The following is a 21586-nucleotide window of genomic DNA, read 5'->3' on the forward strand; positions in this document are numbered from 1 at the left end:
AAATATCAATGTACATAAGGGTTTTAGAGCATTTTTGCTTTTTTATTAAATTGATATCCGTTTAATAGTGATTTTACATCCATTTTTCGCTTTCCAGGAAGTTGCATTTCCTTTATATTAATGTAACCACCTTGTACTGCTACTTTTAGATCGGTTTTATTAGCAATAAGAGTTCCTGCGTCAAAATGATGTTGATCTTGTATTTTTTCAATGTTGAAAATTTTGACTTTTAACTCATTGTCTCCATTACTAAGTGTAGTCCAAGCTGAGGGAAATGGGTTCAATCCTCTTATCTTATTATAAATAGCGTCGATGTCTAAAGACCAATCAATTTTACAATTGTCCTTGTTGAGTTTGTAGGCTGTTTTTAGATTTTCCGTTTTTGGTTGTATTGTGGTTTCAATATCATCTTCTTGTATAAGATCTACTGTTTTCATTACGAGATTACTACCTAGATTCATTAGCTTGTCATGTAACGAACCCACCGTTTCATTATCTTCAATATCTAGTTCCTCCTGAAGAATCATCGCGCCAGTATCAATCTTTTCGTCAATAAAAAAAGTGGTAACACCTGTTTTTGTTTCACCATTTATGATAGCCCAATGTATTGGAGCTGCACCTCTATAGTTGGGAAGTAGAGAAGCATGAAGGTTAAATGTTCCATATTTTGGCATGTTCCATACCACTTCTGGTAACATTCTAAAAGCCACAACAATTTGTAGATTGGCATTTAGTGCTCTTAATTCTTTAACAAATTCTTCATTTTTGAGATTGGTCGGTTGTAAAACATTTAAGCTCTGTGCAACTGCATATTTTTTTACAGCCGATTCATTAAGTTGTCTTCCTCGTCCAGCGGGTTTATCGGGAGCTGTAATAACTCCTACAACATCGTATTTATTATCAATAAGACTTTTTAATGTAGTGACCGCAAAATCTGGCGTTCCCATAAATATAATTCTCAATTTATCTCTCTTCATTCCTTTTTAATTTATATCTGTTTGCTGTCGTCATCGTAACGACTCCATATTCTAGCATTAATTTAATACTGCTTAATAGTTGTTCTTTGTTATAGGGTAAGCGTTCTACCAACTGTCGAGAACTTAGAGGTTCATTTTCTAAGGCACTCATAATGTCCTGTTTAATGTTGTTTTGCGTCATTATATCTTCGGAAACATCTTCTGACAAACATACTGTGCATTGTCCGCAATTGCTATGTGAATCTTCACCAAAATACTTTAAAAGTTGTCTGTTTTTACAAAGCTTATTGTTATGTAAATAGTCTAGTACAGCATTGACTTGTAAACGTTTTAATTCCTGTTGTTGTCCAACTACAGTAGCAATTCTATTTATAGTCTTGTCGTCCTCTCTTGGTTGAATAAAGATGACCTCCGAATCGGTGTTGGAAAATAGGAAATCTACAATTCCGTCTTTGTGTAATTGATTTAAAACGGCAATCACCTGTTTTTCTGTTGTCGATGCTTTATCAGCAACCAGCGTAAGATTAATGGCTAATTGGTGTTCAAAAATCCCACCATATGTTCTCAGTATGGTTTTAACTATAGTGTTATATCGTGAGTGTGTTTCTAAATATGAAAACATCACAGGATTACTAACAACAAACTGTAATTTTGTTTTGTAATTAAATTGCTGTGATAATTTGATAATACTATTTCTGTCTAATAGCTGGAGTATATTATAGGTTTTAGAACTCTTAAAATCATAAGCTTTACAAAAGTCGCTAAAATTAAAGCGATGTGTAGTTAATTCACCTTCACCATAAGAGATTTGAAAAAAGTTACACAGTTTCCTGTATATTAATTTTATGTCTTCAATTGAAGGTAAGCTTTTGATAAATTGATTTTTTAAAACCTGCTCATCAGATCTATTGGTCAGAAGTATAGCAAAGGCATCTTTATTATTTCGTCCAGCACGACCCGCTTCTTGATAATAACTTTCTAAACTTTCTGGTAAATTAATATGAATAACTGTTTTTACATCAGGTTTATCAATTCCCATACCAAAAGCGGTTGTCGCTACCATTATGTGTTTTTGGTTATGCATCCATTGATATAAGCGGTCTTGTTTATCTTTTGTAGGAATACCACCATGAAAAAAGGTAGAGCTAAACCCTTTACTTTCTAAAATATTGTGGATATCAATGCTCAATTTTCGACTTCTTACATATATAATTGAAGAACCTTTGTGACGAACTAGGAGCTGTTCTAAGTCATAAAGCTTGTCCTCGCTAGATAAAACTTGATAGGATATATTGGGTCTTGAAAATGATGCTTTAAATACTTTAGGTGATGTAAAGTCTAATGCTTGCATTGTTTTTTCAATGACTTTGGGTTTTGCTGTAGCTGTTAATGCAATAACATTTACACTTGGTTGGATTTGTCTTAAAATGGAGATGTTTTTATAAGCTGGTCTAAAATCATTACCCCATTGGCTAATACAATGTGCTTCATCTACAGCAATGAGATTCACGTTCATCTGTTCGATACGTTGTTTTACAATATCTTGTTGTAAACGCTCAGGCGATAAGTATAAAAACTTGTAATTTCCGTAGATGCAATTATCAAGCAAAGTGTCAAGGTCTTGATAAGAAATTCCACTTGTAATGGCCATGGCTTTAATACCTTTGTTTTGGAGACTTGTTACTTGGTCTTTCATTAAAGCGACTAACGGTGAGATGACAATACAAATACCTTCTTTTATAAGTGCTGGAATTTGAAAACATATTGATTTTCCACCTCCAGTAGGTAGAAGTGTAAAGGTATCGTTGTGGTCTAAAACCGAATTAATGATCTCTTCTTGTAGAGGTCTAAAAGACGTGTGGTTCCAGTACTGTTCTAATATGTTTATTGGATGAGGCATCTAAATATTTAAAACACCTAATATAAAATCTGCGCGACTCTCTATACTACCAAAAGGAACGTCAATGAGTTCATATCCAAATCGCTGATACGTATTTAATAAGGCATGATGAATTTCAACGGCTTGATCGAAATTTTCGTAGCGCTCGCTGTCACTTACAAATATGTCTTGCCATGGTGCCAAAACAAATACTTGGTCATATCTGTGCTTTTTGCAAACTTCAGTAAATGAATCAGGATAGTCGCTTTTTACATAGTCCATATAAGCTAAAACATCTGGTACACCACGGTCTAAAAACACCAATGGATCTTGTGCAATAAGTGCGTCATTAAATTGCTGCGTTCTTGCTTTTAAGAGCAGCTCACTAAAAAGTAATGGTTTAGTTAGAAAAAGTTGATCAATACCATCTTTTCTAGCCTCTAAAGTTACTTGTCTCGATACTTCTTCAAAGCAGTGATAGCCTCTTGAAATGAGTTCATTGATAATGGAAGATTTACCGGTTCCTGGACCACCAGTGATGACTATTTTTCTTGTATTCAAATTGGCAAGGTTTTAGCTGTAAAATTAACAATAATTAGGTAAAGCAAAATACAAAGTATAATGTATATTTGCTTCTGAAGTAAAAAAGATATGAGCGCACAGAAAAAATCAGAAGAATTCTATAAAAAATTGAGAGAGCAATTGTATGAAACGGCAAGCTGGCCTTCAGAGTATCTCTATAAATTTATTGTCCCAACAGATGTTGAAAAAATCAGACAAATTGAAGATTTATTTGATAACTTAGGAGCAGTTATTACGACTAAAGAATCGGGTAAAGGTACTTATACAAGTGTTTCTGTAAATTTACAAATGAAAAACCCTGATGCGGTAATCGCTAAATACAAAGAAGTTGCAGAATCTGTTGAGGGAGTGATTTCTTTGTAAAAAACAGTTTCGATAACTATTTTTTTGTATTTTGCATGCATATGCAGAAGCACTTCATGCATAAGATACAAACACTACACAAATATATATTTTGATTGACGATATAGAATACAACACAGAGCGTGAACATTTAATTATTCCTGAGTATGGAAGACATCTTCAAAAGATGGTAAATTACGCTAAAGGATTACCAACTAAAGAAGAGCGAAATAAAGTCGCTAAATCCATTATTAATGTAATGGGAAATTTGCAGCCACACTTGAGAGATGTGCCAGATTTTCAACATAAACTTTGGGATCAACTTTTTATTATTGCAGATTTTCAGTTAGATGTGGATTCTCCATATCCAACACCATCTAAAGAGGAGTTAAATGAAAAGCCTGAACCTTTAAAATATCCTCAAAGTCACCCTAAATATCGTTTCTACGGAAATAACATTAAAACGATGATTGATGTGGCAAACACATGGGAAGAAGGAGAACTGAAAGAGGCATTAGTATACACAATTGCTAATCACATGAAAAAGTGTTTCTTAAACTGGAATAAAGATACAGTGGAGGACGATGTGATTTTCGAGCATTTATTTGAGTTATCTGGAGGAAAAATAAATCTTAAAGGAAGTGATGAAGATCTTTCAGATGCTTCTAGTTTGATGCGTAATAAAAAGAAATATTCTAATAATAAGAAATCGCATCATAAAAAAAATAACTCTAACCGAAATAGAAAACGCTACTAACCACAGTTCATGTCAACATTTATCATTGAAGGAGGTCATAAGTTAAAGGGAAAAATCCAACCTCAAGGCGCAAAAAACGAAGCATTACAAATTTTATGTGCAGTACTCTTAACTGCTGAGGAAATTAAAATTGATAATATCCCAGATATTATCGATGTCAATAAATTAATAGCTTTACTTAAAAAGCTGGGAGTAAAAATTAATAAAGTCGGCAAAGGTTCTTATACCTTTAAGGCTGATGATATTAACTTGAAATACTTAGAATCTGCCGAATTTAAAGAAGATGGGAGAGGGCTTAGAGGATCTATCATGATAGTTGGTCCTTTATTAGGCCGTTTTGGAAAGGGGTATATTCCTAAACCAGGAGGCGATAAAATTGGACGTAGACGATTAGATACGCACTTTGAAGGATTTATCAATTTAGGTGCAAAGTTTAGATATAATAGAGATGATTTATTTTATGGTGTTGAGGCTGAAAAGTTAAAAGGTGCATATATGCTTCTTGACGAGGCATCGGTTACAGGTACAGCTAATATTGTTATGGCTGCAGTTTTAGCCGAAGGAACAACCACGATTTATAATGCAGCTTGCGAACCTTATTTACAGCAGTTATGTAAAATGCTTAATCGCATGGGAGCTAATATCAAAGGTGTTGGTTCAAATATGTTAATTATTGATGGTGTTGATAAGTTAGGAGGTACAGAACATAGGATGCTTCCAGATATGATAGAAATAGGAAGCTGGATTGGCTTGGCTGCTATGACCAAAAGTGAATTGACAATCACCAATGTAAGTTGGGATGATTTAGGTCAGATTCCAAACGTATTTAGAAAAATTGGAATTAACATTGAACGTCAAGGTGATGACATTCACATTCCGGCGCATATTAATGGATATGAGGTTCAAAATTATATCGATGGCTCTATTTTAACTGTGGCTGATGCGCCTTGGCCAGGATTTACTCCAGACTTATTAAGTATTGTACTTACAGTCTTAACTCAAGCTAGAGGTAGTGCAGTGGTGCATCAAAAAATGTTTGAAAGTCGTTTGTTCTTTGTAGATAAACTAATAGATATGGGAGCCAAGATAATTCTTTGTGATCCTCATAGAGCTACTATTATTGGGCATGATTTTAAATCGCAATTAAAAGCAACTACTATGACGTCTCCAGATATTAGAGCAGGAGTGTCTTTATTGATTGCAGCTTTATCTGCAAAAGGTACATCTACCATACATAATATAGAGCAAATTGATCGCGGTTATGAAAATATTGATGAACGCTTAAGAGCGATTGGAGCTAAAATTACTAGAGTAGAAGGTAATTAAATTGTCATTTTGAGCGGAATCGAGACATCTATTCTATTGAAATAAGACATTTCGACTGCGCTCAATGTGACATATGAAAAGTGCACTTTTATGCAGCTTCTTTTTGCTTAGCTAGGCATTGTATAAAAATATTGTTCACTAGCAATTTTACCATCTTTAACCTCATATACGCAAACTTCTTCCATTTGTTGTCTTCCTCGTTCTTTAAATGTACAGTCAAATCCCATTTTAGCTGTAAACCAATTTCCAGCAACTACAGGATCACTAATAGAGCTTGCATGAAAATCTTCCACACTATCTAGCCATTCTTTGCTTTTATTCCATACATTTTGTTTTCCAGAAATAACTTCTCCAGGCATTCCTGGCATTTCTTTACTCACAACATTTTCAGCATATAGTTCATTAATACAGTCTAGGTTTTTACCCTCTCTGCACATTTGTGCCCATTTTTGAGCAACATCATTTGTGTTCATTTCTTTTGAATTTTAGATTGTACTTAAAAGTAAATAAAAAAGAAAAGAAAAGGTTTAAAGGAATGTTAAGATTGTATTAGCTAACAGCTTCTTTGTAAGTCTTTAAGCAGCGTTCTCTAGCTATTTTGTGATCAACCATAGGTTGAGGGTAAGTTAATTCTTGATACTCTGGAACCCATCTTTTAATGTATTCATGTTGTTTGTCAAACTTTTGAATTTGGGTAGTTGGATTAAAAATTCTGAAATAAGGTGCAGCATCAACTCCAGACCCAGCAACCCATTGCCAATTGCCAATATTGCTTGCCATATCATAATCATGTAATTTTTCAGCAAAATAAGCTTCTCCCCAACGCCAATCAATAAGTAGATGTTTGCATAAAAAGCTGCCTACAAGCATGCGAACACGATTATGCATAAATCCTGTTTCATTTAGTTGACGCATTCCGGCATCTACTAAAGGGTAACCTGTTTCTCCATTGCACCATTTCTTAAACTCTTTTTCATTATTACGCCATTTAATTCTGTCATATTTAGTTTTAAAAGCTTGAGTAACCGTATGTGGGAAATGCCATAAAATTTGCATAAAAAATTCTCTCCATATCAATTCTTGCCAGAAAATTTCGTTCTGCTCTTCAATCGCTTTCTTGACCATTTTTCGAATGCTAACCGTTCCGAATCTAAGATGCGGACCTAACCTTGAGGTTGAATCTTGTGCCGGAAAATTTCTAGTAGCCTCGTATTCTTGAATGAGTGTTGGTGTCATAGTATAGTCAGCAATCTGTTGTTGTGACGTTTTGAATCCAATATCAGAAAGACTTAAATTTGGTAATCGAGAATGCTTGATTACATTATCTAAATAAGAGTTGGTATCATAAATTTTGAGTTCAATGTTCTTAAATTTTTCCTTCCATATACGCATATATGGTGTATAAACGACATAAGGATTTCCATCTTTTTTAACCACGTCGTCTTTTTCAAATATAACTTGATCTTTAAATGTTTTAAAAGGGATATTATGTTGTGATAAGAGTTTATCTATCGCCTGATCACGTTCTTGTGCATAAGGTTCATAATCATGATTGGTATATACTGTATGAATATCATGTTCACGTATTAAGGTTTTGTAAATTTCAATAAGTTTTCCATGATATATGGCCAAACTACTGTCGTGCTCATCCTGTAAGGTGTTACGCATTTTCTGTAACGTATTGTGAATAAAATTGACTCGAGCATCATCTTCAGGAAGTTGTTCTAAAATTTCAGAATCAAAAATAAAAATAGGCAATACGGGATGGTCTCCACAAAGGGCTTGGAATAATCCAACATTATCATCTAATCTTAAATCGCGTCTAAACCAGAAAATACTGATAGGTTGTGGCATTGAAAATAAAAATATTAAGGATTATAAGTTCCAAATAATTCTTCTAATTTTTTAGTGCGATACTCAAAAATTTCTTCCAACTTAGGTTTTACTAGTATAGGATGAACAAGTTGACCTAAAACTCCGAAGGGTACTTTATAATCTATGATATCTTCCATCTCAACGCCACCATCAATTTTTTTGATAAAGTGTTTATGATGCCAAAGCGCATAGGGTCCAAAACGTTGTTCGTCTACAAAATAGTGCTTGTCAATACTGTGCGTGATTTCTGTAACCCATTTGGTTTTTATACCCAAAACTGGAGTGACAATATATTGAATAATTTGTCCGGCAAACATTGGTCGATCTGCTCCAGAAAGGATATGAAACCCCATATAATCTGGTGTTATTGTTTTAAGATTTTTAGGATTAGAAAGAAATTCCCAAGCGGTATCTATAGAGATTGGAAGGTTCTGTTTTTTATGAAGTCTGTAGATTTTCATATTAATTGTATAATGAAATATAAAGGTTTAGAGATGTTGCTATACATAGCCAAATCAAGTAGGGAAGGATAAGTATAGACTTTCCTTTTAAATCTTTATAATACGTCATTAAAATTGCGGCCACAATAATTGTGAGTGATACAATAGTTATTAAGCCTAGATCAATCAATTTTTGATTAAAGAACACGATGTTCCATCCAACATTCATGATAAATTGAAAACAAAAAAGAAGAAGGACCTTTTTTGTAGGCTGTTTTGTATATAAAAATGCCATATAGGCTGAAAAACAAATCATTATAGTAGTCCAAGCTGCTCCAAAAACCCATCCATCAGGCGTCCATGGCGCTTTTTCTAATTGTTGATACCAATTACCCTGCGGACCATTTGCCATAAACCAACTACCAATGCCTAAAGCACCGAAATTGAGAATTAAGAAAACAATAAAAGGTTTAACAAATTTCATTTTATTTTAAAAATTGGAACACCATTATGATGTTTTGAGTATTGCGATTGGTTTAAATAGTTAAGCGTAATAAATAATAACTTCAGAATATCTATTACGCTTAATTTCCTTTAATAAAAACTAATTTATGCAGTTAAGGGTGCACCTTTTAAACGTTTCTCGACTTTTCGTTTTATGGTCGTTAATCGTTTCATAATGTCCATAATCTTTTGGTCTTTTTGTTCTTTATAAATTAGGTTTAAGTTTAAAATAAGTTCTTTTGCTTCACGAGAAATTTTTACACGATCACTTGTTGATAGAGATTTCATCTTTCTTTTTTCAAACTCTAAAGCTTTGTTTATTAACTCTATACTTTTCATTATTATAGCTGTTTTGAATTTAAATTATATTCGTTCATTTATATTGAATTTCATCAATTAATGTCTTTGTCGCTTATATAATTATTTCCATACATTTCAATTAAAAATCAATGTCTTTATGGATTCAAATTTACAAATTGTTTAATAATTAATTCTAAAGGTTAAACAAAATTTAACATAACATTATTATTTTCTATCTATTTAATGAAACTAAACGATTAACAGCAATTATCATCTTTAACCAAAGAGCAACTTGCAACGGCTAAAAAGGCGCCTACAAATGGAGCTGTTAGATATAACCATAAATGCTGTAAGTTCCCAGACACAACTGCTGGGGCTAAGGAGCGAATAGGATTCATAGAGGCTTTAGTCATTGGACCTGCAAACATGGCTTCTAGTAGAATAACACCACCAACAGCTATGGCGGCCATAGTTCCTATTTCCTTACTGCCTGTAGATACATTGATAATAACAAGCATCAAAAAGAAGGATAGAATAAGTTCTAAAACAAAAGCTTTATACGGCTCAAAACCTTCAGCAGGGAGGGTGCTTCCTAGTGTTTCACTTTCAGGAAATAAAAACCATAAAATTAAACATGCTGCAAAAGCTCCTATGGCTTGTGCAATGATATATTTGGGAACTTCTGGCCAAGGAAATTTTTTAGCATAGGCAAAACCAAAAGTCACTGCAGGATTAAAATGTGCTCCAGATATTTCGCCAAAGGCATAGATCATACTCATCACTATCAATCCCCAAGTAATGGCAACACCAACATGTGAAATACTTCCATTTGTGATTTCATTAATGGTCATGGCACCACAACCACAAAACACCATGGCAAACGTTCCTATAGTTTCTGAAATGTATTTTTTCATAAAAGGGAATTGATAAATACTGGATTTAATTTAAGGTTTTATTAACAAACAAAGGCTTTACTAGTTCGTAAATTTACGTGAAATTTAAAACTAATCATTAAATCTAATACAATGAAAAAATTATTACTCGTGTTAGCTGTGTTTGCAATGACGTTCACAACTTACGCACAAATTGAAACGCCAGCACCTAGTCCTTTTGCTAAATTTGAACAAAAAGTTGGGTTAACAGACATCACAATTGAGTACTCTCGTCCGAGTGTTAAAGGAAGAACTATTTTTGGAGATTTAGAACCTTTTGGCGGGATGTGGAGAACTGGAGCTAATAAAAACACCACAATTACCTTTAGTGATGATGTTACGATTGCTGGTCAAGAGGTGAAAGCTGGATCATATGCGATATTTACTAAGTTAAATTCTGCAGAGCAGTGGGATGTTATTTTTTATAACGACACTAATAATTGGGGAGCACCAAGAGAGTGGGATGATAGTAAAGTAGTTGCTACTGCAAAAGTTGATGTTATCAAAACACCATTTACTTTAGAAACTTTGACTATCGATATTAATAATATTACGGCTACTGGTGGTACAATTGATATCATTTGGGAAACATCATATGTAGGTATTCCATTTACTGTACCAACAGATAAAAAGGTGTCTTCAGCTATCGATAATGTGATGTCTGGACCTAGTGCTAACGATTACTATGCGTCTGCGGTATATTATTTAAATGCAGGAAAAGACACTAAAAAAGCTAAGATGTGGATTGATAAAGCTATGTCTATGATTGAAACACCTGGGTTTTGGCAAGTAAGACAGCAGTCTTTAATTTATGCTGCTGCAGGTGACAAGGAAGGAGCTATCAAATTGGCTAAGAAATCTATGGCAGCTGCAAAAGAAGCAGGGAACCAAAACTATGTAAAGCAAAATATGGCCTCTCTAAAAGAATGGGGAGCAATGTAAGCTTAGCGCATTAACAATACTTAAAGACCCTTTTGAATTAATTTTAAAAGGGTCTTTTTATTTATTCGTAATTTAAACCTATTTGTAATCTAACAGTGTCTAGTAGCTCTATAAGCTTTCTGCTAAAATCATAGGACATGATATCGCTTTGGATTTTGTCTTGGCGGATAAGTTCGTTGAAATGAATAATCTCATAATCATAACCATGACTAGTGCTCTTAAAGTTTATAGTGTTTTCATTGTCTTCGGAAATGAGCGTAACACTAGATGGTTCTTGAAACCTAGAGTTAATGACAATTTTACCATGTTCACAATAGAAGATAGCTTCAGTAGGCGTATGTTCTAATAATGTGCTCTTGAGATGTGCTTCAACACCATGATCATAAGTGAATAATATGAGACAGGAAGAGTCAACATTGTTGTCAAAGAAAGTCGCTTTAGATTCAATACTTACAGGTTCTCCAAGAGTAGATAAAGCGACAAAAATTGGATAAATACCAATGTCAAGTAAGCTACCACCTCCTAGTGATTTATTAAAGACGCGAGATGTCATATCGATTTCTGGTTGAAATCCAAAGTCAGCTTCAATTTTTAAAATGTTTCCTAGTGTCTTTTCTTTTATATGTTTTAAAGCATATTGATAATGAGGTAGAAAATAGGTCCACATAGCCTCCATTAGCAACACATTATTGGCTTTGGCTGTGGCGATCATTTCATCAACTTCATTGCGATTCATAGCCAAAGGCTTTTCACATAAAACAGCTTTCTTATGATTTAAACACAATATGCTATGCACGTTATGAAAGGCGTGAGGTGTAGCTATATAAACTGCATCTATCTGGTTGTCTTTTGCTAAATCTTCATAGTTTTTATATGCTATATTGGCGTCGTATTTTTTTGCAAAAAGGGTTGCCTTATCTTGATTTCTAGAGGCTACTGCATGTAATTGAGCATGTTGAATACTTGCTAAGTCTTGCGCAAATTTATGAGCAATGTTCCCTAATCCAATGATTCCCCATTTTATGATCCTAGACTTCGACATAGGTGTTGTTCGGACTTATTGACTGTATCAAGTATGCTATGACAATAACGATAAAACAGCCAACAAAATTTAACCATAAGAACGGTAAATTGATGTAGTCATATTCATTTAATAAGAATAGTCCAATAACAATAACCTGAGTAATTAATGCGGCTGTAAATACAGCGTTTGCCTTAATGAATTTAAAAAAGAAAGCTAATAGAAAGATGCCAAGCACATTTCCGTAGAAAATAGAGCCAATAATATTTACTAATTGAATTAAGTTTTCAGCAAGATTAGCAACACATGCGACACCAATAGCGATAATTCCCCAAGCTAAAGTAAACCATCTAGAAGCTGATACCATTTCAGTTTCAGACTTTTCAGGCGTATTTCTTTTGTACAAATCCATAGTTGTGGTACTGGCTAAGGCATTCAACTCACTAGCAGTACTTGACATAGCAGCACTTAAAATTACTGCTAATAATAAACCAATTAATCCTCTTGGTAAATTGTTTAAAATAAAATTTAAAAACACATAATCTTTATCGTTACTCTCAACTTTTACGTTTTGTGAATCTCCTGCTTTGTCTATTAAAGCTCTAGCTTCAGCTCTTAAGAGATCACTCTGCGCATTATATTTGGCTATAACCTCTGGGTCTACTTTTCCATTTGTATTTGAATATTCTGCAATAGCGGCTTTCTTCATTGAGAAAACATCATTTTGTTTTTCTTGAATAGTTCTATATTCGTCTGCGTATTGAGAATTTAAAACCACTTCTGTAGCCGTTGGATTAAAATTTACGGGAGCTTGATTGAATTGATAAAACACAAATACCATAACACCAACAAGCAGAATAAAAAATTGCATTGGAACTTTTAGGAGGCCGTTAAACATCATTCCAATTTGCATTTCTTTTAGTGATTTTCCAGAAAGGTAACGTTGTACTTGACTTTGGTCTGTTCCGAAATAGGAGAGCATTAAAAATGTTCCTCCAATCATACCGCTCCAAAAAGTATAGCGATTATCTAAGCTAAATGAAAAATCAAGCACTTCCATTTTTCCACTGGCTCCTGCAATATCTAATGCTTTTGAAAAGGTAATACCTTCAGGAAGCTTATCGATGATTAAGAAAAAAGCAATAAGCATGCCTGTAAAAATCACAATCATTTGATGCTTTTGAGTTACATTTACAGCTTTTGTTCCACCAGAAACAGTGTATATAATTACCAAAATTCCAATAATAATGTTTAATAATAATAGGTTCCACCCCAGAACCGCTGATAAGATAATTGCAGGTGCAAAAATGGTAATTCCAGCTGCTAGCCCTCGCTGAATCAAGAACAAAATAGCAGTTAGTGTTCTTGTTTTTAAATCAAAACGATCTTCCAGAAATTCATAAGCAGTATAGACTTTTAATCGATGATAAAGTGGAATAAATACCATACATATTACCACCATTGCAATTGGTAATCCGAAGTAAAATTGTACGAATCCCATGCCGTCGTTAAATGCTTGTCCGGGTGTTGATAAAAAGGTGATAGCGCTGGCTTGGGTTGCCATAACTGACAAGCCTATGGTCCACCATTTTGAGGAATTTCCACCCTTTAAATAATCTTGAACATTCTTACTGCCTCTTGATTGGTAAGTGCCATAGGCAACAATAATTAATAATGTACTAATGAGTACAATCCAGTCTAATGTCTGCATTTTAAAAGGCTTTAGTGATGAAATAAAATGCGATGATGTAAATGATGTTAGCTAAGAGTACGAGCGTGTACATCTTGTTCCATTTGTACTTTTCCATTAGTTTTTGATTTGATTAGGTTGATTGATGTCATTTTTGCCAAGTGAAAGCATATTGGCGAATAAGCGATAAGCGCCCGAAACGCCTGCAGGAAACTCTCTAAAGAAACTTAATCCAGTGTATACATAATGGCCTTTACCATGTTTTGCAACTAATAGGCTTCCAGTTTTTGGTGTTTCTCCCTTATCGTTCATTGATAGGATAGAGGTGAATTCACTAGACCACTCGTTTGGGAAATATAAACCACGTTCTTGTGTCCAGCCTTCAAAGTCTTTAGTCGTTATTTTATTCGGAAAGTTTAATACCTCATGAGACGTTGCTAAAAGTCGTACATCTGCAGTTTCATCGGTGACACGATCTCTTGATAGTTTTAAATCAAATGGCGCAATTTGATCAACTTTAACACGATAACTTGTATTGTATTGTACAATCATATTGCCACCTTCTTTGACATAGTCAAAAAGGATTTGTTGTTTGAAATTTAAAGCTTCAACAGTATTGTAGGCTCTAATTCCAACAACAACAGCATCAAAGCGACTTAAGTTTTCTGCGGAAATATCTTCTGGTTTTAAAATAGCGACATTATAACCTATCTGTCTTAAGCTTTCTGGTACTACATCACCTGCGCCTTCAATATAGGCGATGTTTTCACCACGTTTTTGGATGTCTAAACGTACAATCTTACTTTCGCTTGGTAATAATACGGTTTGTAGAGGAATATGGTCATAATCGATTTCAATAAGCTCTCGTGTGTATATGTTATCTCCAACATGAACCATTGGTGTGAATAAGCCTTCGCTTTGTTCTGCAGGAGGAATGATCGTAAATACTAGGCGCTCCTCTTGACCTTTTTTAGCGATACTGATTTTTTGCTTTTCAGGATAAACACTCCAATTGTTTGGATGCGCAATTTGGACAAAGCCATTTATATTGTCTTTGCCTGCAGTAACGATAACTTCAACGTCTCTTTGTTTGTCACTATCTATTATGATGACTTTTTCAGAAATTTTAGCAGAGGCCTCGGGAATAATTTCGAAAGGTTTGTATAATTCGCCTTTGTCAGGTCTAGAATAGCGATGTATGATCGCTTTGGTAAATGTTATAGGGACTTTATTAATTATTAGGTTGAAATCAACATTGAATACGCGAGGTGTTTCGGGCAAGCCTATGAATTCTTTTTTAGCTTTATACATGCCTAAACTGCCTTTTTCGGCTAACCAATATGGTGTTGTTGGTGTTTGATTACTTGGGATTGTAATCGATTCTTTAAAGTTGAATTTTGTATTGTTATCTAACGCAATCTCTTTAGAAATATTCATCCCATCTGAAGTTTTAATGCTTCTAAGTGTCATGGGTTGCTGACTTCTATTAAGCACCTCAATATTTAAATTCACGTTTTCATTTGGAGTGGCCCAGTTGGTTTCAGCCGAAACTTCTAAGTATAAACCAGCACAGGCTTCGATTACTGATTTTAATTCTTTAGTTTTAATAGTTCTCCAATGCTTGTCTTTAATTGAAGCTAATAGCTGATAAGCTTCGAGTAATTTTGGAAGGTGTACGGACGGATCTTGATAATTAAAATGTTGTTCTATATCGCTGAGGATAGTTCCAATGCTAGAGCCACCTTCTATACGATTCCAAGTGGTGTCGATACCTTCAAAAACATCATTACTGCCATTAAGTGGCGCTCCTTTTAAGAATTCGATATATTCATCTTGTGCGCCACGTTGTGTTAATCTACCAAAGCCTTGACATAAATGTTGGCTACTTGCTATGGAGGCTAATTCGTTATTGGATAATCCTTTTGACGGATAATACACACCTATATCAAAAGACACCATATTACTTTTATCGATTTTATCAAAGGCTTCTCTGCTGCCATAACGCCACCAAGACGTGTTATAAAATAAGCGTTTGGGTTGCCATACTTCTGTAGTAGATAATTGATCAGGATAAGAAGATGGTGAATTGGCTAGATCAAATGCTTCCATACTTAGTAATGCCGAAGTCGTATGATGACCATGTGTTCTACCAGCACGTCTGTGATCAAATCTATTAATGATGACATCAGGTTTAAATTGACGAATGGCTAATATCACATCTCCTAATACATCCTCTTTATTCCATATAGATAATGTTTCATCTGGATGCTTAGAATAGCCAAAATCGTTAGCTCTTGTAAATAGTTGTTCGCCACCATCAACGCGTCGAGCAGCAAGTAACTCTTGAGTTCTAATAACGCCTAAAAGCTCTCTAAGTTCGGGTCCGATAAGGTTTTGTCCACCATCACCTCGTGTTAAAGATAAATAAGCGGTTCTGGCTTTGGTTTGGTTTGACATATAAGAAATCAAACGTGTATTTTCATCATCAGGATGTGCGGCAACATAAAGTACAGATCCTAAAAAATTTAATTTCTTTATAGATTCGTGAATGTCAGAAGCAGTTGGTTTTTTAGGTTGTTGAGCTGCTAATAGTGCAGTAGTACAAAGTAATAAACCGAGTAGGCGTAATCGTTTTGTCATAATATTGTAGTTAGCTAAAACCAAATATACAGAAGTCCGATAGTGCTGTAGTTGTATTTAATTTTTCTTTAACGTTCGGAAATAAACTAAGACAGAATTACTGGTCTGACCAAATCGCTAATTCGTTGCCGGCTGGATCCATAAAATGAAATCGTCTACCACCTGGAAAAGAAAAAATAGGTTTAGAAATTGCTCCACCACAATCTGTTACTTTTTGAAGTATATGTTCGAGATTGTCATGATATAATACCACCAAGGCGCCATTAACTATTGGTTCTTTTCTAGTGTCAAACCCACCTTCAAGTCCGCTATTTGAAAACGCTGTGTAATCAGGACCGTAATCTGTAAAAGTCCATCCAAAAGCTTTAGAGTAAAATTCTTTTATGCTAATGAGATCTTTTGCATAGAATTCGATGTAGTTGATGTGGTTACTATTGTTCATACACCTTAGTTTTATTTGTAATAATCTAATTTTTACTAGAACCCACCAATGGCATCTTTTTCAACTAGAGTTACTGCTTTTTGAAGGATTAAATTATTTGGGTAGGTGACTAAGTCTCCATGGTCTAACCGCAAGTGTAATTGAAAAGCTCTAATGTCTTCTATGATGGCTTCGATAGGAAAGTCTTTATCATGAATTTGAATTTTATCTCCCACTTTATATGGAAATGAAAAGAACATAATGATGCCAGAAGTGACGTTGCTTAAAATAGACCAAATCGCAAAGAGAGCAATACCAATAACAGCAAATACCGATGATACAATGAGTGTCATGTCCTTTAATTCTGCTCCAAAAACAAAAGCCTCTATAATTAAAGTAATAATTAATAATGTGGCAGTTACATATCTGCATATCAATTTAATACGATTCTTGTTGATGCCTTTTTTTCGTCCAATTTTCTTGATGATTAAATGACTAAGAAAACGAAGGATTAAAACCACTAGAAGAATAATTCCAGTGGTGACTAATTCGGAATGATACGTATCAAAAAACATAAAAAACGGTTTGATTGGTCATTCAAAGATACATTAGAAACTTTAATTTGATTTATTTTAATTCTAGCGTTTTACGAAGGTTTTCGTCGGCATTAGAATTCTTGCTCCAATAAGGTGATTTAATTGTTTTCAGTTTCGTTGCTGTTGTAGTTAGCATTTTTGCATTTGCACCATAACCATCATTAAATTGTTCTTCCCAACCAAGAATGTCATATGGGAAGTTAGGGTTAAAATGTATGTGTATCACCCGCTTTAATTCTGGATAACTAATACTGTAAATGCCCTCTTTGATATTAAGATTTGCATTTGCGATATACGGTTTTATTTGAATATGTTTGAGTCTTATAAATTCTAATGGTGGTATTATCTCGAGTTCTCCAAAAGGTAAACTATTAGGGTCTAGTCTTAATTGGGTCCATAGTTCATTCTCTAGAATAGTTTTGTCTAATTTAAAGTCTTGATCACCTTCGCTCTCAAAATAACTATGTGACTTAATTTCAAATTGAGCTCTATTATTAAGTTGTGAGTACACATGACCACACCATTCTTGAACAGAACAGCTTACTTTAAGAGCGTGTTCTGTATTGCTTATAGGGTAAAATGTGGATTGCATGATGGAGTAGGGATAAATTCCAGTATTAAAATTTTTTGTCGCATTCAGTTTTAAAACAGGTGTGTTTGATTTGCTATAACGATCTGCTTTGACTTGTTTTTCTGGTAAAAAATCTTCAGTTACAAAGACGAGTACGGCTTCGCCGTCTCTTAGTTCTCCATAGCGTGCTTGCTCTAGTTTGTAAGAAGATATTTCGGCTTCACCAGCATACCAATAGGTTTTGAAAGCTTCAGATGGTTTGAAAGCCTTAGTGTTTTCGTTATATTCAATGGCTTCTGCTACTAAAGTTGTATTTGAAGTTTGGTCTTTTAGAGAGACCTTCTCCTCTTTACAAGATGCTAAAATTCCGAAGGATAATATGGTGAGTATTACTAACTTATTCATGGCAATAAATTTTCTATAAATTTACGACCGAAAAGTCATTAAACCATATGGTTTAACGTTTTGTAAACGAGATGTGTTGGTAAGCCTACAACATTGGTGTAGGAGCCTTCAATGCTAGTAATGCCTACTTGACCAATCCATTCTTGAATGCCATAAGCACCTGCTTTATCAAATGGTTTATAGGTGTTGATATAGTAATTAATTTCGTCTTCAGAAAGAACCTTAAAAGTTACTTTGGTAACAGCATTCACTGTTTTTTGCATGTGTTTAGTCGTAAAGCAAACCGAAGTTATGACTTCGTGGGTTTTGCCACTCATTGCAGATAGCATGCTAAAGGCCTCTTCGGCATGTTTAGGTTTGCCTAATGCTTTATTGTTATACCACACGATTGTATCGCTTGTAATAAGAATATCTTTTTCTGTAAGTTCATCTTTAAAAGGTAAAGATTTTAATTGTGCTAAATAATCTGAAATCTCAAAGTGTCGCAAACGATTAGGATAGTTTTCTTCTATAGGTTTTAAACGAATTTCAAAGCTTAAGCCAAGATCTTTGAAAAACTGCTGTCGTCTTGGAGAGCCAGATGCTAAAATAATATGGTATGCTTTGAGTCTATCGTATATCATGTGAATCCTATTTCAGAATTAAAGGATAGAGCAATAAAGATAATAAACCTAATAACATGGCTAGTTTATATATGAGGCTAATATGTGCATAATCTTTATTGTGTTTGGCTCCAAAGATTTTGATTGTGGCATAAATCAAGGGAGCAATCACGGCTATTAAAAAGTATACAATGGCTATTTGGTGTTGGTACAAGTAAGTGACTACAAAATAGATGACTGCACCAATAGGAATCATACTTATTGCAAATGCTATTTTATTGGCACGCTCACGACCTAAAACAATTGGTAAGGTGTTCATACCTGCTTTGTAATCGCCATCAATATCTTGAATATCTTTAACAATTTCTCTCACGAGGTTGATTACAAACGCAAAGATGGCATAATCGATAACAATTTTAAAAAAGGTCATTTGTGTCTCTTTAGTTTGGGGAATAATCGCAGGAAGCAAATCAAAAATTCCGACAATAAGAACGCTCATGGCCACTAATATTGAGATGAGAATATTTCCAAATAAGATGGTGCCTTTAAGGTAAGAGGCATATACGTATAAGGCCAGAGATATCATAACAAATATGGCAAAAAAAGAACTCTTACCAATACTATGCGAGATGTAAAATCCTAGAATTACTCCGACAATATTTAGTGCAAAAAACAGATTGTAGGCTAAGGATTCTGACACTTGTTTCCCAATAATAATCTTACTAGGTTTATTAATAGCGTCGGTCTCTATATCATAAATATCGTTAATAATATTGCCTGCAGCGGCAATACAGAGTGTCGTAATTACAAGTAAAATAAACCCGATGTGACTTAATGTAGTAAGTGCCGAAAAAGGTTCTAAAAGCGCATATTTAATAAGCACTTGCGCAATGATGATGAGTACTAGATTTTTCCAACGGATAAGATTTAAAATGCCTTGCATTTTTTTGTAGGGTATAGTTAGTTATAGTTTTGTTGTGATGACTAGTCGTATTTCGCATCAAAATTCCCATCCCATTTGCCTTGCACTTTCATGATTTGTTCAATGATATCTCTTACAGCGCCTTTTCCACCACCTTTATGAGAAATGTAATGACTCGTTGCTTTAACTTCTATTGCAGCATCTTGCGGACAACAAGCAAGGCCAACTAGTTTCATTACAGGGATATCTGGAATGTCATCTCCCATATACAACACATTTTTAGCATCAATATTGTTTTGACTTAAGTATTCGTTGTACTGAACTACCTTTTGGTGTGCACCTAAGTAGATGTCTGTAATGCCTAAGCCTTCCAATCGTTTTTGAACGCCCAGATTACTTCCTCCAGAAATAATGCAGATATTAAATCCTGCATCTTTAGCGGTTTTTAAAGCATAACCATCTTTAATATTCATACGGCGTAGCATATCCCCATTTGTCATTACAGTAACGGTTCCATCGGTAAGTACGCCATCTACATCAAAAATGAATGTCGTGATGTGTTCTAGGTATTCTTTATAACTTTTATCGTCCATGTGTGTGTTTTATTGAAGCGGTTAGCAGCTTATAGATGTCTTTATGATGCTCATTATCGAGCAATTTTATATGCCTTTTTATAGTTTTTTTATCGTTGCGCTTAGCTGGACCTGTTTGCGATTTGTACGGCGAATGATCTTGAACCTTAAGTGCTGTTTCTAAAATTAATGGTTTCAGCAAATCAAACTCTGCACCTTGAGACTCGGTGATTTCATGAGCCACACGATACAACTGATTAGTAAAATTATTCACAAATACTGCCGCCAAATGTAAAGCAGCACGTTGATCACTATTTACACGCTTAGTAATATTGGTAATTGATGTCGCTAAGTTTTTCAATGGCATATAATCTTTCCGCATTAACGTTTCTAGACAAATAGGAACTTTGGAAAAATCAATTGTAGCATCTTTTGAAAAGGTTTGTAGCGGATAGAATACGCCACGTCTATTTTTTTTATCTAAATCATAAGCACTCACACTTCCTGATGTATGTACCACAAAGCGATTTTCAAAAGGTAATTTTGAGGATAATTCTGCAATGGCATCATCACTTACAGCAATGATATAGATGTCAGCATCAATAAGTTGAGAGATGTCATCTGTAATAGTAACCTCATTTTTATAACCAGAAATAGGTTCTAAACGTCGGTTATACCATTGAGATACGGTGACGTTTTCCGAAGAACGAAAGGCTTTATATAAATGCGTGGCTACATTGCCAGCTCCTAAAATAACGACTGAAATCATGCTGCTAAAGTACAATAGAAATAAGAAATGATAAAAATCATTTACTAATTTATTAGTTGTGATTACATTTGAGTCATGAAACAAGATATTCAAACACGAGACGATATATTTTTATTGGTCACTACCTTTTATAATAAAGTGAGGGCTGATGAATCAATTGGTCATTTTTTTAATGAAACTATCAAAGATTGGGATGCACATTTAGATCACCTTACAGCCTTTTGGGAAACGAGCTTGTTTATGACGCGGAAATTGGAAAAGAAATACTACGGAAATCCGCTAGAAGCTCATGTCAAAGTTGATCAACAGTATGAACATAGTATTAATGAAATGCATTTTGGAATTTGGCTGAACCTTTGGGCGCAAACTCTCAATGAATTATTTGAAGGTGAAGTAACGGAAAATGCCAAGCGTAGAGCCCGTAAAATGGGCACATTTATGTATCTTAAAATTTTTGAAGCACGACAAAAGGAATAAGACGAATTGTGATGTAGGTTTTTAACAGATTTTTGCTTAGTAAT

At 34.3% G+C, this 21586-nt stretch carries 24 protein-coding genes; 5 read left to right on the top strand and 19 right to left on the bottom strand.

The features are described from left to right. Positions 1–23: 23 nt before the first annotated feature. Genes fmt through ACTU6T_RS12475 form a run of 3 tightly spaced genes read right to left on the bottom strand, consistent with a single transcriptional unit; the run spans position 24 to position 3417 of the window. Positions 24–977, bottom strand: coding sequence for a methionyl-tRNA formyltransferase (gene fmt / locus ACTU6T_RS12465; protein WP_460218523.1), 954 nt, complete (start codon positions 975–977; stop codon positions 24–26). Further along, positions 964–2877: a RecQ family ATP-dependent DNA helicase gene (locus ACTU6T_RS12470; protein WP_460218524.1), complete on the bottom strand. Its 1914-nt coding sequence runs from the start codon at positions 2875–2877 to the stop codon at positions 964–966. The genes fmt and ACTU6T_RS12470 overlap by 14 nt, the downstream gene beginning before the upstream one ends. Next, positions 2878–3417, bottom strand: a complete 540-nt coding sequence (locus ACTU6T_RS12475) for an AAA family ATPase (protein WP_460218525.1) — start codon at positions 3415–3417, stop codon at positions 2878–2880. A 90-nt stretch (positions 3418–3507) separates the two neighbouring features. Between ACTU6T_RS12475 and ACTU6T_RS12480 the strand changes: the two genes are divergently transcribed. The 3 genes from ACTU6T_RS12480 to murA all read left to right on the top strand — a co-directional run bounded on the left by ACTU6T_RS12480 (position 3508) and on the right by murA (position 5863). Beyond that, positions 3508–3801 carry a YbeD family protein gene (locus ACTU6T_RS12480; RefSeq protein WP_460218526.1) on the top strand — a complete coding sequence of 98 codons (294 nt, stop codon included), beginning with the start codon at positions 3508–3510 and terminating at the stop codon, positions 3799–3801. A gap of 91 nt (positions 3802–3892) precedes the next feature. Further along, on the top strand, positions 3893–4537 hold the full coding sequence (locus tag ACTU6T_RS12485; protein ID WP_460218527.1) for a DUF4290 domain-containing protein: 645 nt from the start codon (positions 3893–3895) through the stop codon (positions 4535–4537). Positions 4538–4546: 9 nt separating this feature from the next. After that, positions 4547–5863 carry a UDP-N-acetylglucosamine 1-carboxyvinyltransferase gene (gene murA / locus ACTU6T_RS12490; protein ID WP_460218528.1) on the top strand — a complete coding sequence of 439 codons (1317 nt, stop codon included), beginning with the start codon at positions 4547–4549 and terminating at the stop codon, positions 5861–5863. Between the two features lie 107 nt (positions 5864–5970). Here murA and ACTU6T_RS12495 read toward each other — a convergent pair whose 3' ends face one another. The 6 genes from ACTU6T_RS12495 to ACTU6T_RS12520 all read right to left on the bottom strand — a co-directional run bounded on the left by ACTU6T_RS12495 (position 5971) and on the right by ACTU6T_RS12520 (position 9896). Further along, positions 5971–6336 carry a SnoaL-like domain-containing protein gene (locus tag ACTU6T_RS12495; RefSeq protein WP_460218529.1) on the bottom strand — a complete coding sequence of 122 codons (366 nt, stop codon included), beginning with the start codon at positions 6334–6336 and terminating at the stop codon, positions 5971–5973. Between the two features lie 76 nt (positions 6337–6412). Beyond that, the gene (locus ACTU6T_RS12500) at positions 6413–7717 is read right to left on the bottom strand and encodes a cryptochrome/photolyase family protein (protein WP_460218530.1); all 1305 of its coding nucleotides are present in this window, start codon (positions 7715–7717) and stop codon (positions 6413–6415) included. A 14-nt stretch (positions 7718–7731) separates the two neighbouring features. Next, a complete protein-coding gene (locus ACTU6T_RS12505; protein WP_460218531.1) occupies positions 7732–8199 on the bottom strand; it encodes an SRPBCC family protein in 468 nt (155 codons plus the stop codon). A 1-nt stretch (position 8200) separates the two neighbouring features. Further along, positions 8201–8662: a TspO/MBR family protein gene (locus tag ACTU6T_RS12510; RefSeq protein ID WP_460218532.1), complete on the bottom strand. Its 462-nt coding sequence runs from the start codon at positions 8660–8662 to the stop codon at positions 8201–8203. Between the two features lie 125 nt (positions 8663–8787). Further along, complete coding sequence (locus ACTU6T_RS12515; protein ID WP_460220767.1) at positions 8788–9012, bottom strand: hypothetical protein; 225 nt, start codon at positions 9010–9012, stop codon at positions 8788–8790. A 227-nt stretch (positions 9013–9239) separates the two neighbouring features. Next, complete coding sequence (locus tag ACTU6T_RS12520; RefSeq protein ID WP_460218533.1) at positions 9240–9896, bottom strand: MIP/aquaporin family protein; 657 nt, start codon at positions 9894–9896, stop codon at positions 9240–9242. A 111-nt stretch (positions 9897–10007) separates the two neighbouring features. Between ACTU6T_RS12520 and ACTU6T_RS12525 the strand changes: the two genes are divergently transcribed. Continuing rightward, the gene (locus ACTU6T_RS12525) at positions 10008–10856 is read left to right on the top strand and encodes a DUF2911 domain-containing protein (protein ID WP_460218534.1); all 849 of its coding nucleotides are present in this window, start codon (positions 10008–10010) and stop codon (positions 10854–10856) included. 61 nt (positions 10857–10917) lie between these two features. Here the strand turns inward: ACTU6T_RS12525 and ACTU6T_RS12530 are convergent, their stop codons facing one another. The 10 genes from ACTU6T_RS12530 to ACTU6T_RS12575 form a co-directional block, all read right to left on the bottom strand. Next, positions 10918–11898 carry a Gfo/Idh/MocA family protein gene (locus ACTU6T_RS12530; protein ID WP_460218535.1) on the bottom strand — a complete coding sequence of 327 codons (981 nt, stop codon included), beginning with the start codon at positions 11896–11898 and terminating at the stop codon, positions 10918–10920. Beyond that, positions 11885–13588, bottom strand: a complete 1704-nt coding sequence (locus ACTU6T_RS12535; protein ID WP_460218536.1) for a sodium:solute symporter family protein — start codon at positions 13586–13588, stop codon at positions 11885–11887. Before ACTU6T_RS12535 ends, ACTU6T_RS12530 begins: the two co-directional genes overlap by 14 nt. A gap of 96 nt (positions 13589–13684) precedes the next feature. Then, positions 13685–16207 (bottom strand): PIG-L family deacetylase, encoded by a 2523-nt coding sequence (locus tag ACTU6T_RS12540; RefSeq protein ID WP_460218537.1) that lies wholly within the window; start codon positions 16205–16207, stop codon positions 13685–13687. Positions 16208–16304: 97 nt separating this feature from the next. Beyond that, positions 16305–16649, bottom strand: a complete 345-nt coding sequence (locus ACTU6T_RS12545; RefSeq protein ID WP_460218538.1) for a VOC family protein — start codon at positions 16647–16649, stop codon at positions 16305–16307. Positions 16650–16684: 35 nt separating this feature from the next. Continuing rightward, the gene (locus tag ACTU6T_RS12550) at positions 16685–17203 is read right to left on the bottom strand and encodes a mechanosensitive ion channel domain-containing protein (protein WP_460218539.1); all 519 of its coding nucleotides are present in this window, start codon (positions 17201–17203) and stop codon (positions 16685–16687) included. A gap of 52 nt (positions 17204–17255) precedes the next feature. Further along, complete coding sequence (locus tag ACTU6T_RS12555; RefSeq protein ID WP_460218540.1) at positions 17256–18200, bottom strand: septum formation inhibitor Maf; 945 nt, start codon at positions 18198–18200, stop codon at positions 17256–17258. Between the two features lie 38 nt (positions 18201–18238). Further along, the gene (locus ACTU6T_RS12560; RefSeq protein ID WP_460218541.1) at positions 18239–18823 is read right to left on the bottom strand and encodes a Maf-like protein; all 585 of its coding nucleotides are present in this window, start codon (positions 18821–18823) and stop codon (positions 18239–18241) included. Between the two features lie 7 nt (positions 18824–18830). After that, on the bottom strand, positions 18831–19745 hold the full coding sequence (locus ACTU6T_RS12565) for a geranylgeranylglycerol-phosphate geranylgeranyltransferase (protein WP_460218542.1): 915 nt from the start codon (positions 19743–19745) through the stop codon (positions 18831–18833). A 41-nt stretch (positions 19746–19786) separates the two neighbouring features. Continuing rightward, a complete protein-coding gene (locus tag ACTU6T_RS12570; protein ID WP_460218543.1) occupies positions 19787–20317 on the bottom strand; it encodes a KdsC family phosphatase in 531 nt (176 codons plus the stop codon). Further along, positions 20307–21065 carry a Rossmann-like and DUF2520 domain-containing protein gene (locus ACTU6T_RS12575; protein ID WP_460218544.1) on the bottom strand — a complete coding sequence of 253 codons (759 nt, stop codon included), beginning with the start codon at positions 21063–21065 and terminating at the stop codon, positions 20307–20309. The genes ACTU6T_RS12570 and ACTU6T_RS12575 overlap by 11 nt, the downstream gene beginning before the upstream one ends. Before the next feature lie 75 nt (positions 21066–21140). On the opposite strand from ACTU6T_RS12575, the gene ACTU6T_RS12580 reads away from it, so the two are divergent. Further along, a complete protein-coding gene (locus tag ACTU6T_RS12580) occupies positions 21141–21542 on the top strand; it encodes a group III truncated hemoglobin (RefSeq protein ID WP_460218545.1) in 402 nt (133 codons plus the stop codon). The last annotated feature ends 44 nt before the right edge of the window (positions 21543–21586 follow it).

This window comes from Psychroserpens citreus, assembly GCF_055686305.1.